Below are 12395 nucleotides of genomic sequence, written 5' to 3' on the forward strand. Positions count from 1 at the left end.
CCTGCGCGGCCGCCGCGAAGGCCGCGGCGCCGCCGCCCCCGCCGCCCGCGCCCTGCCCGCTCGCGCGCGGCGCGGCCACGCCGAGCGTCGAGTAGGCGTCGATGAAGCCGGGGTACACGGTCAGCCCGTTGCCGTCGATCACGCGGGCGTCGGCCGGGACGGCGACGTTCGCGCCGAGGGCGGCGATCAGCCCGCCGCGCACGACGACGGTGCCGCGCTCGATCGCGGCGCCCGACACCGGCACCAGGCGGGCGTTGGTGATCGCGTAGGTGGAGGGGGGGACCGCGCGGGGGCCGGCCTGCGCGCCGAGCGGCAGCGCCGCGCCGATCGCGCCGGCGGCGCCGAGCACGCGCGCCAGACGGGGGGACAACACCATGGAGGGGGGCTCCGGGGGGAATGGGTCGCGCCGACTACGCCGCGGCGGGGCCGAGTGTTGGCGCCGCGCGGGCGGCGTTAGCATGGGGCGTGACCGACCCCGCCGCCACCTCCCCCAACGCCCTGTCGCGTCGGGCGTTCCTCGCCCTCGCCGCCCTCGCCGCCGGCGCCGCCCACCTCGCGCTGGCGGGCCGCGCCCTCGCCGCCGACCGCCGCGCGTCCCCCTGGGCGCCGGCGGGGGCGGTGGTCGCCCGCGAGCCCTTCGGCGCCCTGGAGCGCGTCGCCGAGGGCGTCTGGGCGCTCGTCTCGACGCCGTTCGCCGGCGACCGCACCACGCTCTCCAACGGCGGGCTGGTGGCCGGGCGCGACGGCGTGCTCGCGGTCGAGGGGTTCAACCAGCCGGCCGGCGCGCGCTGGCTCGCCGAGCGGGCGCGCGAGCTGACGGGCCGCTGGCCGACGCACGTCGTGGTCACGCACTACCACGCCGACCACGCCAACGGCCTCGCCGGCTACCGCGACGCGGACGCGCGCTGCGCCGTCCACGGCACCGCCGCCACCCGCGACGCCGCGCTGCGCAACGCGCCCGCCGACCCGTCGCGCGAGGCCGCGTTGCGCGACGCCGTGATCCTCCCCGGCGACGCCGACACCGCGCTCGACCTCGGCGGCCGCACGGTGCGCGTGCGCCCCTTCGCCGCGCACACCGCGAGCGACGTCGCGGTGCTGGTCGACGACGCCGAGGTTGCCTTCGGCGGCGACCTGCTCTGGAACGGGATCTTCCCCAACTACGTCGACGCGACGCCGTCGCGCCTCGGCGCCGCCGCGCGCGCGCTGCGCCGGGACGGGCGCGGGCGCTTCGTGCCGGGGCACGGGCCGGTGGGGCGCGCGCCCGACGTCGACCGCTACCTGGCGCTGCTCGACGAGGCGGAGCGCGCCGCGCGCGCCGCCCACGCCGCCGGGCTCCCCGCCACCGACGCGGCGGCCGCGTTCGCGCTGCCGGCGTCGCTCGGCGAGTGGACGCTGTTCAGCCGCGCCTTCCACGACCGCGCCTTCGCGGCCTGGTACCGCGAGCTCGGCGCGCGCTGACGGAGCCGGTCGCGCTCAGGCCGCGGCGCGCTGCGGCGCGAGCGCGGGCGACGGCGGCCAGTCGGCGGCCGGGGTCGGGCGCCCGAAGTGGAACCCCTGCCCCAGGTCGCACCCGAGCGCGCGCAGCCCCTCGACCTGCGCCGGGTGCTCCAGCCCCTCGGCGACCATCGGCAGCCGCAGCGCCTCGCCGATCGCGACGATGGCCCGCAGCAGCGTCGCGTCGTGGCTCCCCTCGTGCGCCGCGCCGCCCACGCGCGCCACGAACGCGCGGTCGATCTTGAGCACGTCCACCGGGAAGCGGTGCAGGTACGCCAGCGACGAGTAGCCGGTGCCGAAGTCGTCGACGGCCAACCGCACGCCCAGCGCCTTGAGCGCGTGCAGCCGCGCCAGCGTCGTCTCGGTGTCGGCGAGCATCGCGCTCTCGGTGATCTCGAGCGTCAGCGCCTCCGGCGGCAGCGCGTGCTCCTCGAGCGCGCCGCGCACCTCGTCCACCAGCGACGCGTGCTGGATCTGCCAGGCGGAGATGTTCACCGCCATACGGAACGGCGCGTCGGCGGCGCCGTAGCCGGCGCGGCGCCACGCCGCGGCCTGGCGGCACGCCTCGCGCAGCACCCAGTGCCCGATCGGCACGATCAGCCCCGTCGCCTCGGCGACCGGGATGAAGTCGCCGGGCGGGACGAGCCCGCGCTCCGGGTGGCGCCACCGCACCAGCGCCTCCGCCCCCACCACGCGGCGCGTCGCCAGCTCGACGATCGGCTGGTAGTGCAGCTCCAGCTCCGCGCGCTCCAGCGCGCCGCGCAGGTCGCCCTCCATCGCGATGCGCTCCAGCGCCGCGGTGCGCATCGACTCGGCGAACACGGCGTGCCGCCCCTTCCCGCCGTGCTTGGCCGCGTACATCGCCAGGTCCGCGGAGCGCAGCAGGTCCTCGGCCTGCGCCACGCTGGCGCCGAGGGCGATGCCGACGCTCGCGCCGACGCTCACGTCGTGGTCGCGCATGCGGAAGGGCGCCGCCAGCGCGCGGACGACGCGCTCCGCCACCACCCGCGCGTCGGCCGCGGACTGCACGTGCGGGAGCAGGATCGCGAACTCGTCGCCCCCGAGCCGCGCCACCGTGTCGCAGCCGCGCGTCGCGTTCAGCAGCCGCGCGGCGGCCGCCACGAGCAGCTGGTCGCCCGCCTCGTGCCCGAGCGAGTCGTTGACGTTCTTGAAGTCGTCCAGGTCCACGTAGAGCATCGCGCTGGCGGCGCGCGCGCCGTGCGCGTCCAGCGCCAGCACGCGCTCGCGCAGCAGGACGCGGTTGGCGAGCCCGGTGAGCGCGTCGTGCGTCGCCTGGTGCACCAGCCGGTCCTCGCTCCCGCGCAGGCTCTCGACCATGCGCCCGAGGGTGCGCAGCAGGTGCCCCAGCTCGTCGGGGCCGGCCGCCGGGATCGCGACCTCCAGGTCGCCGGCGGCGACGCGGTCCGCCACCGCCACGGCGTCGCGCAGCGGCGTGAGCACCAGGCGCGCGCCGAGGCGCGACAGCGCCGCCAGCGTGACGACGGTGAGCAGCGTCAGCGCCATGCCCACGCTCCACGCCGCCCGCTGCCACCGCCGCTCGCTCGCGAACGCCGCCGTCAGCTGCGCGCGGTCGGCCGCGGCGTCGAGGGCGATCGCCTCGCGCAGCGCGCGGTGCTCGGCGGTGAACTCCTGCAGCGCCGCGGTGACCTCGGGCCCCAGCTCGCCGCGCATCATCCGCGTCGTCGCGGCGCGGCCCGCGCGCGCGTAGCGGGCGAAGTGCGTGCGGATGCGCTCCCCCGCCGCCGCGTCGCCCTCGTGCTCGGCGATCCCGCGGAACGCGGCGGCCAGCGAGTCGGCGCGCGCCAGGTGCTCGGCGTCGCCGGTGGCCGCGGCGTCCTGCAGCGCGCGCTGCAGCGCGCCCAGCGTCTGCTCCAGCCGCCACCCCGCCTCCACCACCGGGTAGTACTCGCGCTCCAGCTTCGCGAGGCGGCGCTCGGCGATCAGCCCGAAGCCCACTGCGACGAGCAGCACCAGCCCCAGCCCGGCCGCCGCGACGAGCGGGAAGAGCCGCAGCTTGTTCGCCACCGAGAGCGCGCGGTAGCGCTCCGCCCACGCGCCCGGCCGCGACGCCGCGCTCACGGCCCCACCGCCAGCGCGCGCACGCCCTCGGGGAGCACGGCCGACCCCGACACGTAGCCCACCGCCCCCGGGTTCGCGCGCACGAACGCGACCGCCTGCGCCTCGCTCGGCTGCTCCGGCGGCGGCACGTCGTACCCCGAGAAGATGCGCGCCTGCCAGTACGCCTTCACGCTCGGCACCGACTTCCCGAGCACCTCGCGCGTGAACGCCTCGCGGGCCGGCTCGCCGCCCCGCAGGTCGACCGGGAGCGCGGGCGCGCCGCTCGGCCACCGGGTCGCCTTGCGCAGGAACAGCTTCGCGACCTGCTCGCGCGGCATCGCCGGCGTCGGGTTGCTCGCATGCACGACGACCACGTACCCGGCCGCGGCCTGCGCCGTCGGCACCGGCTGGCGCGGGGGCGCGGACGGCAACACGAGCGCGAGGGAGAGCGCGGACCACCGCAGGCGGCGCGGCATCGGACGGGACGCGATGCGGATCAGAAGCTGGCCGACAGGCTCAGGATCGCGTAGCGGAAGCGGGGCGCCCGCATGGGGTCCGCCGGCTGCTCGACCTGGATCCCGCGGTCCCAGTGGTGCTCCGCCTTCAGGACGAAGTTCGGCGCGATCGCGAACGCCGCGCCCAGGCCGTCGGAGCGGTGCCACTCGAACGACGCCGGCAGCCCCTCGCCGTACTGCACGTCCGTGTCGCGCGAGCGCTGGACCTCGCCCGTCAGCGTGAGCCGCGGCGTCACGCGCGCGCCCAGCTGCACGTAGCCGCTGTAGAACTTGTCCTGCCCGTAGTTCTGGAGCTGCGCCTCGGTGCGCAGGAAGCCGCGCTCGCGCGTGGCGTCCAGCGAGACGTGCCACTCCTTCACCTCGTACGGGACGTCCGAGTCCCAGTCGTAGTCGTAGCGCTGCGCGGCCACGCCCACGCGGACCCCCTCGGCCGGCGTGTGCAGCCAGAGCTGCGCCCCGACGGCGTTCTCCGCCCGCACGCGCGCGATGCCGTACGACTCGCTCCACGTGTCGTAGGCGAGCGAGCGCCACCCGCCGCCGTACAGGTGCGCGTCGAGGCTCCACGCCGCCTCCTCGGCGAAGCGGTGCGAGACCACGGCGCCGTCGATCGTCTCGCTGTAGTACGCGCCCTCGTCGTAGAACACGACCGGCGGCCGGTAGGTCGGCAGCGCGACGCCGACGCTCCGCAGCTCGTTGTAGATCCCTCGCGGGATCGCGATCCGCCCGACCTTCACCGTCGTCCCCGTGCCGAGGGTGCGCTGGTAGAACGCCCAGTTCAGGTTCACGTCCGACTCGAAGTCGGTGATCGGGCTGCGCCCCAGCCGCCGGTGGTTGAGCTGGACCAGGAACAGGTCCTTCTCGGTCGCCCGGAAGCGCGCCTGCACGGCGGCGTAGCGAAAGTCGCTCGACGGGCGGTTGGACATGCCGTAGAACGCCGTCCCCGTGCTCTGCGCCCACCCCTGCGTCAGGTAGCCGTGGATCGCGAACCGGTTCGGCAGCGGCTCGGCGGCCGCGGCGGCCGCCGGCGACGACGCCGTGTCGGCGGGCGCCGGCGACGCCGGCTGCGCCCACACGGCGGTCCCGGACAGCAGGAGGCCGAGGAGGGCGGCGAGGCCGGTGCGGCGGGCGGGGTGGGTGCGCATCGAGGGAGAGGCTCTGGGGGGACTCCCCTAGAGCTTCGGCAGCGCGCCAGCCGCGTTTGAGCCCTGGTTCATGACCTTTTCGCATGGCGCGACGCGCGCCCCGTCCCGCCCGCGTTGCGCCCGGGCCGGGGGCGCCGCACCGTCTCGCCATGCGACTCCCCGCCCTCGCGGCCGCGCTCCTCCTCCAGCCGCCGCCCCCCGCGCCGGTCCCCCTCGGGCACGGCGCCTACCTCGTCCCGCGCGCCGAGCCGCCGGCGGTGCTGTTCGAGTCGAACGGGGCGTTCGTCGTCGGCGAGCGCGGGGTGACGGTGGTGGACGCCCAGTTCACCGCCGCCCACACCCGCGAGGTGCTGGCCGCCGTCCGCCGGGTGACGCGCCTCCCCGTCCGCACGGTCGTCGTCACCCACGCGCACGACGACCACGTCTCGGGGCTCCAGGTCTGGCGCGACAGCTTCCCCGACGTCGCGATCGTGGCCCACGCGGCGACGCGCGACGACCTCGCGGGCGACTACGCGGCGCGCCGCCGGCAGCTGGTCGCCGACCTCTCCGCGGGGCTGGGCCGCTACCGCGCGCTGCTGGCGGAGGGGCGCAGCCCCGCCGGCCGCCCGATCGACGACGAGGAGCGCGCCAGCTACGCGGCCGTGGTCGCGCTCGGGGAGGGCTACCTCGCCGACGCGCCGGCGTGGCGCCCCACGCCGCCCACGCGGACCTTCGAGGGCGACAGCCTGGCGCTGCCGGCCGACGGGACGCCGATCGTGCTGCGCCACCTGGGGCGCGGCCACACGGCGGGCGACATCGTGGTGCACCTGCCGGCCGCGGGGATCGTCTTCGCCGGCGACCTGGCGGCGTGGCCGGTGCCGCTGGTCGGCACCACGTCGTTCCCCGCCGAGTACGCGGCGGCCGTCGGGCGGCTGCGCGCGCTCGGCGCGGCCGTGGTGGCCAGCAGCCACGGCTCGCCGCTGCGCGACGACGCGCGCCTCGCGCGCGTGCAGACGCTGCTGGCGGCGGTGCAGGCGCGCACCGCCGCCGCGGTCGCGCGCGGCGAGACGCTGGAGCAGGCCCGCCGCTCGGTCGACCTCTCGGATTTCCGGCGCGCCTTCGCCGGCGAGAGCCGCGTGCGCGGCGCGCTGTTCGACGCCTACGTGGCCGGGCCCGCGGTCGCGCGGGCCCACGCCGCCCTCACCCCCGCTCGATGACCGCGCGCCCGTGCGCGAGGCGGAACGACGCCGCCGTCGCCACCGGCGCGTCGGGGCGCGACACGTAGGGCACGAGGCGGTAGTCGGTGCGCCAGGCGTCCGCCGTCACCTCGCACGTCATGTAGCCGCGCCGCGCGTTGTGCCAGCGGATGTGCGGGTTGGCCGCCAGCGCCTCGTCGGTGACCGCCCCCCACTTCTCGGCGCCGTCGCCGCCCGAGGAGATGCTGGTGCCGACGAACTCCGCGGCCACCGCGGCGCGCCCGCGCCGCACCTCGTTGACCCAGCTCGAGTGGATGTCGCCGGTCAGCACGACCGCGCGGCCGGCCGCGCGCCCCGCGAGCGTCCGCAGCAGCCGCTCGCGCGCCGCCGGGTAGCCGCCCCACTGGTCCATGTCGAGCCGCTCCGGCGCCTTCGGGTCCTGGTCGAACGGCGCGACCATCACCTGGTTGCCGAGCACGTGCCAGCGCGCGCCGTCGCGCGCCAGCCCGTCGTCGAGCCACCGCTCCTGCGCCGCGCCGAGCATCGTGCGCGCGGGGTCATTCCAGTCGCCGCACGGCACCGTCTGCAGCTCGCCGCCGCACGCCTGCCGGCTGCGGTACTGGCGCCCGTCGAGCATCGCGAACCGCGCCAGCCCGCCCCACCGCACCGCGCGGTAGACCGTGAGGTCCGCCCACGAGCGGGCGCGCGGCACGCGCACCGGCTGGTGCTCCCACCACGCCTGGTAGGCGGCGGCGCGCCGCTGGTGCATCTGCTCCTGCGACTCGAACTCGTTCTCCCCCTCGCCGCCTGCGTAGTTGTTGTCCACCTCGTGGTCGTCCCACGTCACGACCCACGGGCAGCGCGCGTGCGCGGCCTGCAGCAGCGGGTCGCTCTTGTACTGCGCGTACCGGCGCCGGTAGTCGTCGACGGTGCGGATCTCGAGCCCGGCGTGGCGGCGCACGCGGTTCGGATACGGGCCGTACTCGTAGACGTAGTCGCCGAGGTGCAGCGCCAGGTCGAGCTCCTCGCGCGCGAGGTGGCCGAGCGCGGTGAACAGCCCCGTCTCGTAGTGCTGGCACGACGCGACCGCGAAGCGCAGCGGCGTCGTCGCGCCGTCGGCGGGCGTCGTGCGCACGCGTCCCACGGGGCTCGTGGCGCCGCTCGCGCCGCCGACCGAGAACCGATAGAAGTACCAGCGGTCCGGTCGCAGCCCGTCGACGTCGGCGTGCACGGAGTACGACAGCTCGGGGGCCGCGGTCGCGCGCCCACGGCGCACCACGCGCGCGAACCCCTCGTCCTCGGCGACCTCCCAGGCCACCACGGTACGCGGCCCCTCCATCCCGCCGTCGGGCTCCAGCGGGCGCGGGGCGAGGCGGGTCCACAGCACCGCGCCCGTCGGCGTCGGGTCGCCCGAGGCGACGCCGAGCGCGAACGGGTCGTCGGCCAGGCGCGGGCGCGCGGTCACGCGCCAGACGTTGGGGACGACGGCGCACAGCGCGGCGGCGCGCGTCAGGTCCTCCAGGAAGAGTCGGCGGTTCATGCGCGGGAGTCTCCCGCGCGGCGGCGGCCGGCGCCAGGGTAGGTTGCACGCATGGTACACGACGCCGCGCACGACGCCCCACCCCCGACGCTGCTCGCCATCTGGCTCAAGCGCGCGCACCGCGGCCCGATGGACGCCGTCGCGCGCGCGGAGGCGCGGGCCGGGCGCGGGCTCGTCGGCAGCGCGGACCGCAGCCGCTTCCGCCAGGTGACGCTGCTGGAGGAGGAGGCGTGGGCGGCGCTGATGGCGGAGACCGGGGGCGCCGCCCCCCCGACCGCGCGGCGCGCCAACCTGCTGCTGCGCGGCGTGCGGCTGGCCCAGACGCGCGGCCGCGTGCTGCGCGTCGGCGCCGTGCGGCTGAAGGTCGGCGGCGAGACGCGCCCGTGCGAGCGGATGGACGAGGCGGTGCCGGGGCTGCAGGCCGCCATGCGCCGGGCGCCGTGGAGCGGCGGCGCCTACGCCCAGGTACTCGACGACGGCGTCCTCGCGGTGGGGGACGCCGTCGCCTGGGAGGAGTAGGTCGCGCGGGCGGCTACTTCTTCGCCGCCCCCGCCGCCGCGGCGTCGCGCAGCACCATGCGCGGCCCGTCGTAGCCGAACGCCAGCCGTCCGCTCTTCTCGAGGTCCGCGAGCAGCGCGCGCGTCGACCCCAGCTCGACGTCGGCCGAGACGGTGCGCGTGAGCAGCGACGCGTCGGGGACGAGCAGCGTCAGCCCGGTGAAGCGGTTGATGTCGACGAGCGCCTCGCGCAGCGGGCGGTCGCGCAGCACCAGCCGCCCGTCGGCCCACGCGAACGCCACGTCGCGCGCCGCGGCCGGGACCTCGCGCGCCGAGCCGTCGGGGCGCAGGTCGACCACGTCGCCGGCCGCCAGCGCGCGCGTCGTCTCGCCGAACTTCGCCGTCACCGTCCCCTCGCGCACGCGCACCAGCGTCCGCGCCTCGCCGGGGAACGCGCGCACGTCGAACGCCGTGCCGGTGGCGGTCAGCATCGCCTCGCCGGTGCGCACGTGGAACGCGGCGTCGCCGCCCCCCTGCACCTGGAACGACGCCGCGCCCTCGAGCGCCACCGCGCGCACCGGCGCGCCGAACGCCGACGGGATGCGCAGCTTCGAGTCGCCGGCCAGCGTCGCCTTGCTCCCGTCGGTCAGCGTGAGCGCGGCCCGCTCGCCGGGGCGCGTCGAGCGCACGCGGACCTCGGTCGACGCGAGGGCGCGGCTGACGGCCACGTCGCCGCTCGTGCGGTCCATCCACCGCATCGCGACCAGGAACAGCGCGGCCAGCACCACCGCGACGATCACCGGCCCGGCCCAGGGCGGGCGCTTCGCGACCGAGGCGATGTGCATCGCCGCCTCGTGCTTGTGGTGCTGGTGGTGCGCGTCGGCGACCTTGGCCGCGTCGGGCGGGGGCGCGTGCAGCACCGCGCTCAGGTGCTGCCAGGCGTCGTCGACCGGCAGGTCGGCCACCGGGGCCGCGAGGCGGTCGCCGGCGTGGATCGGCTTGACCTTCTCGTGCTGCTCGAAGCGGTGGAGCGAGGCGCGGCGGCTCTTCTCGCGCACCGCCCCCTCGTGCACCGACCGCTGGAGGAAGCGCTCCAGCGCCTCGGGCGACTCGAAGTCGGCGCGGTGGTCCCAGGCGCGCAGGAACGCGCCCTCCACCACCCGCGGCGCCGATGCCGGATCGTCGAGCTCGGCGCGCGCCCGATCCGCGAGGTGCGGGTAGGCCGTACGGAACAGGCGCTCGAGCGCGTGCTCGTCCCCGAGCTTGAGGTTGAGGAGCACCTCGCGATCGATGGGAGCGGTTGCCGGCATGACGACCTCCGTCGGAGAGCGGTCGGACCACGGGCCGCTGCGACGGTCGCCCCCGTCAAAAGGCCGCGCAACAGGGTTTCCCTGACACCCCGTGCGGGTTTCGCTTACAAGTTGCCGAGGCCGCCGATGCCCCGGACGCGCTAACTTCGCTCCGTGCTGCTCTACGTCCTCGACCTGATCGGCGTTGCGGTGTTCGCCGTCAGCGGCGCGCTCGCCGCCGGGCGCAAGCGCCTCGACCTGTTCGGCGTGCTCGTGCTCGCGCTCGTGACGGCGATCGGCGGCGGCACCATCCGCGACGTGCTCCTCGACCGCCACCCGCTCCCCTGGCTGGCCGACCGCAACTACCTGCTGGTCGTCACGGCCTCGGCGCTCGGCACCGTCTGGCTCGTGCGGCGGCGGCGCACCGTGCCCCCCGACGCGGCGCTCCAGGTCGCCGACGCGCTCGGCCTCGCCCTGTTCGCGGTGGCCGGCGCGCAGATCGCCGAGCGCGCCGGGATGCCCGCCGGCGGCAGCATCCTGCTCGGCACCGTCACCGGCGCCGCCGGCGGCGCGGTGCGCGACGTCCTGTGCGCCGAGATCCCGCTCGTGCTGCGGCGCGGCAACCTGTACGCGAGCGCCGCCATCGCCGGCACCGCCGCGTACTTCGGCCTCGAGGCGGCCGGCGTCACGCGCGGGACGGCGACGCTGCTCGGGATGGCGATCGTCGCCGGCGTGCGCCTGGCCGCGATCTGGTGGGGCCTGCAGCTCCCCGAGTTCCGCCTGCACGCCACCGACGAGCACGCGGTGCCGCCCGGGGAGGGGCGGTGACGGCCGCCCGGCGCCCGGCGGTGAGCCTCGCCCGCGCCCTGTCCAAGCTCGGCGTCTGCTCGCGCGCCGACGCCGAGGCGTGGATCCGCGCGGGGCGCGTGCGGGTCGCCGGCCGCGTCGCCCGCGAGCCGTCGCTGCGCGTGGACCCCGACCGCGACGCGATCGCCGTCGACGGGCGCCCGGTGCGCGCGGCCCCGCGCGTGTACCTCGCGCTCAACAAGCCGCGCGGCGTGGTGGTGTCGCGCGAGGACGCGCGCGGCGCGCCGACCGTGTTCGACCTGATCGCCGACGCGCCGCTCGCCGCCGGGGTGCCGCACCTGTCGGCCGTCGGGCGGCTCGACAAGGCCAGCGAGGGGCTGCTCCTGCTCACCAACGACACGCGGTGGGCGGCGCGCCTGCTCGACCCGGCGTCGCACGTCGACAAGACCTACCACGTGCAGGTCGACGCCGTCCCCGACGACGCGCTGCTGGACGCCCTGCTGGCCGGCGTGCCGACGCCCGAGGGGGAGGTCCTGGCCGCCCGCGCGGCGCGGCTCCTCCGCAGCGGCGGGCGCACCGCGTGGCTGGAGCTGGTCCTCGACGAGGGGCGCAACCGCCACATCCGGCGGATGCTGGCCGCCCGCGGGGTCGAGGTCCTGCGGCTGGTGCGGGTGGCGATCGGGGCCCTCCCGCTCGGCGACCTGCCGAAGGGGGCGCTACGTTCCCTCAGCACGGCCGAGCGCCGGGCCCTCACCGTCTGAGCCGACGCACCATGCCCAAGCGCCTGCAGCGCTACGAGACCGACGAGATCGCGGTCACCTTCGACCCGAACCGCTGCATCCACGCGGCGGCGTGCGTGCGCGGGCTGCCGCTGGTGTTCGACCCGAAGGAGCGGCGGTGGGTGCGCCTGGAGCACGCGACGGCGGACGACGTGGCGGCCACGGTGGCGCGCTGCCCGACGGGGGCGCTGCGCGCGTACCGCCCCGACGGCGCCCCCGCCTCCGTGGTCGAGGCCACCGAGCCCCCGGTGACCGTCAGGGCGCGCCGGGACGGCCCCCTGTACGTCCGCGGCCCCCTGCGCATCCAGACCGAGGCCGGGGAGCTGCTGGTCGAGGACGAGCGGGTGGCGCTCTGCCGGTGCGGCGGGACGGGGAACGCCCCCTTCTGCGACGGCAGCCACACGGCGCGCGGCTTCACGGGCTGACGCCCGGCGGGCATCTTTCCGGGGGCGCGGGGTAGCAGGACCGCGTTCCCCCCACCGTCCCCTCCTCCCGTCCCATGTCCGACGTCCTGACCCGCCGTGCGTGGCTGGCCGGCGCGGCCGCCGGCGCCGCCGGCCCCGCCGCCGCCCCCGTCGCGGCGCTCGCCGCGGCCCCCGCCCCCGGGCCGACGATGACGATCTACAAGTCGCCCACCTGCGGCTGCTGCCAGAAGTGGGTGATGCACGTCGCCGCGGCCGGCTTCCGGACCGCCGTGAACGACGTCGAGGACCTCGACGCGATCAAGCGCCGCCACGGCGTCCCGGCCGACCTGCAGTCGTGCCACACGGCGGTCGTGGGCGGCTACGTCGTCGAGGGGCACGTCCCGGCGGCCGACGTGCAGCGGCTGCTGAAGGACAGGCCGAAGGTGAAGGGGATCGCGGTCGGCGGGATGCCCGCCGGGTCGCCGGGGATGGAGATGCCGGGGCGGAGCGACAAGTACGACGTCACGGCCTTCCGCGCCGACGGCTCGACCTACCGCTTCGCCTCGCACTGAGGGCGGCGCCGATGCGACTCCTCGCCCTCGCCCTCGCGCTCGCCGCGGCCCTCACCGTCGCCGCCCCCGCGGCGCGCGCGCAGACGGCGGCGCCGGGCGGCG

12 protein-coding genes and 1 pseudogene are annotated in these 12395 nt (G+C 77.3%); 7 read left to right on the top strand and 6 right to left on the bottom strand.

What is annotated here, in order from left to right:
• Window positions 1–376: pseudogene (locus PYV61_RS11965) on the bottom strand (hypothetical protein); the annotation flags it as partial.
• A gap of 89 nt (window positions 377–465) precedes the next feature.
• Here PYV61_RS11965 and PYV61_RS11970 point away from each other — a divergent pair.
• Window positions 466–1458 (top strand): MBL fold metallo-hydrolase, encoded by a 993-nt coding sequence (locus PYV61_RS11970; RefSeq protein WP_275831742.1) that lies wholly within the window; start codon window positions 466–468, stop codon window positions 1456–1458.
• 15 nt (window positions 1459–1473) lie between these two features.
• On the opposite strand, the gene PYV61_RS11975 is transcribed toward PYV61_RS11970, so the two are convergent.
• The 3 genes from PYV61_RS11975 to PYV61_RS11985 are packed head-to-tail and all read right to left on the bottom strand — an operon-like array spanning window position 1474 to window position 5230.
• Window positions 1474–3594 carry an EAL domain-containing protein gene (locus PYV61_RS11975; protein WP_275831744.1) on the bottom strand — a complete coding sequence of 707 codons (2121 nt, stop codon included), beginning with the start codon at window positions 3592–3594 and terminating at the stop codon, window positions 1474–1476.
• Window positions 3591–4049: a hypothetical protein gene (locus PYV61_RS11980; RefSeq protein WP_275831746.1), complete on the bottom strand. Its 459-nt coding sequence runs from the start codon at window positions 4047–4049 to the stop codon at window positions 3591–3593. The genes PYV61_RS11975 and PYV61_RS11980 overlap by 4 nt, the downstream gene beginning before the upstream one ends.
• A gap of 20 nt (window positions 4050–4069) precedes the next feature.
• Window positions 4070–5230, bottom strand: coding sequence for a hypothetical protein (locus PYV61_RS11985; RefSeq protein WP_275831748.1), 1161 nt, complete (start codon window positions 5228–5230; stop codon window positions 4070–4072).
• Window positions 5231–5379: 149 nt separating this feature from the next.
• On the opposite strand from PYV61_RS11985, the gene PYV61_RS11990 reads away from it, so the two are divergent.
• Complete coding sequence (locus tag PYV61_RS11990; protein WP_275831750.1) at window positions 5380–6426, top strand: MBL fold metallo-hydrolase; 1047 nt, start codon at window positions 5380–5382, stop codon at window positions 6424–6426.
• On the opposite strand, the gene PYV61_RS11995 is transcribed toward PYV61_RS11990, so the two are convergent.
• A complete protein-coding gene (locus PYV61_RS11995; RefSeq protein WP_275831752.1) occupies window positions 6410–7945 on the bottom strand; it encodes an alkaline phosphatase D family protein in 1536 nt (511 codons plus the stop codon). The two genes, PYV61_RS11990 and PYV61_RS11995, sit on opposite strands and share 17 nt — an antisense overlap.
• Window positions 7946–7996: 51 nt before the next feature.
• Here PYV61_RS11995 and PYV61_RS12000 point away from each other — a divergent pair, with 51 nt between their 5' ends.
• Entirely contained in the window at window positions 7997–8464 is a 468-nt protein-coding gene (locus PYV61_RS12000) for an MOSC domain-containing protein (protein WP_275831754.1), read from the top strand.
• A 13-nt stretch (window positions 8465–8477) separates the two neighbouring features.
• Here the strand turns inward: PYV61_RS12000 and PYV61_RS12005 are convergent, their stop codons facing one another.
• Entirely contained in the window at window positions 8478–9752 is a 1275-nt protein-coding gene (locus tag PYV61_RS12005) for a FecR domain-containing protein (RefSeq protein WP_275831756.1), read from the bottom strand.
• 153 nt (window positions 9753–9905) lie between these two features.
• Between PYV61_RS12005 and PYV61_RS12010 the strand changes: the two genes are divergently transcribed.
• From PYV61_RS12010 to PYV61_RS12025, 4 genes are all read left to right on the top strand, one after another.
• Complete coding sequence (locus PYV61_RS12010; RefSeq protein ID WP_275831758.1) at window positions 9906–10559, top strand: trimeric intracellular cation channel family protein; 654 nt, start codon at window positions 9906–9908, stop codon at window positions 10557–10559.
• The gene (locus PYV61_RS12015) at window positions 10556–11299 is read left to right on the top strand and encodes a pseudouridine synthase (RefSeq protein WP_275831760.1); all 744 of its coding nucleotides are present in this window, start codon (window positions 10556–10558) and stop codon (window positions 11297–11299) included. Before PYV61_RS12010 ends, PYV61_RS12015 begins: the two co-directional genes overlap by 4 nt.
• 11 nt (window positions 11300–11310) lie before the next feature.
• Complete coding sequence (locus tag PYV61_RS12020; protein ID WP_275831762.1) at window positions 11311–11742, top strand: (4Fe-4S)-binding protein; 432 nt, start codon at window positions 11311–11313, stop codon at window positions 11740–11742.
• 74 nt (window positions 11743–11816) lie between these two features.
• Entirely contained in the window at window positions 11817–12293 is a 477-nt protein-coding gene (locus tag PYV61_RS12025; RefSeq protein WP_275831764.1) for a DUF411 domain-containing protein, read from the top strand.
• Window positions 12294–12395 lie beyond the last annotated feature (102 nt).

Origin of the sequence: Roseisolibacter sp. H3M3-2 (assembly GCF_029211165.1) — a bacterium.
Taxonomy (GTDB): Bacteria; Gemmatimonadota; Gemmatimonadetes; order Gemmatimonadales; family Gemmatimonadaceae; genus Roseisolibacter.

Bases quoted from the DNA above. Each gene is read 5' to 3' on its own strand.
- PYV61_RS11980 (WP_275831746.1), bottom strand. From the start codon at position 4,049: ATGCCGCGCCGCCTGCGGTGGTCCGCGCTCTCCCTCGCGCTCGTGTTG.
- PYV61_RS11985 (WP_275831748.1), bottom strand. From the start codon at position 5,230: ATGCGCACCCACCCCGCCCGCCGCACCGGCCTCGCCGCCCTCCTCGGC.
- PYV61_RS11990 (WP_275831750.1), top strand. From the start codon at position 5,380: ATGCGACTCCCCGCCCTCGCGGCCGCGCTCCTCCTCCAGCCGCCGCCC.
- PYV61_RS11995 (WP_275831752.1), bottom strand. From the start codon at position 7,945: ATGAACCGCCGACTCTTCCTGGAGGACCTGACGCGCGCCGCCGCGCTG.
- PYV61_RS12000 (WP_275831754.1), top strand. From the start codon at position 7,997: ATGGTACACGACGCCGCGCACGACGCCCCACCCCCGACGCTGCTCGCC.
- PYV61_RS12005 (WP_275831756.1), bottom strand. From the start codon at position 9,752: ATGCCGGCAACCGCTCCCATCGATCGCGAGGTGCTCCTCAACCTCAAG.
- PYV61_RS12020 (WP_275831762.1), top strand. From the start codon at position 11,311: ATGCCCAAGCGCCTGCAGCGCTACGAGACCGACGAGATCGCGGTCACC.
- PYV61_RS12025 (WP_275831764.1), top strand. From the start codon at position 11,817: ATGTCCGACGTCCTGACCCGCCGTGCGTGGCTGGCCGGCGCGGCCGCC.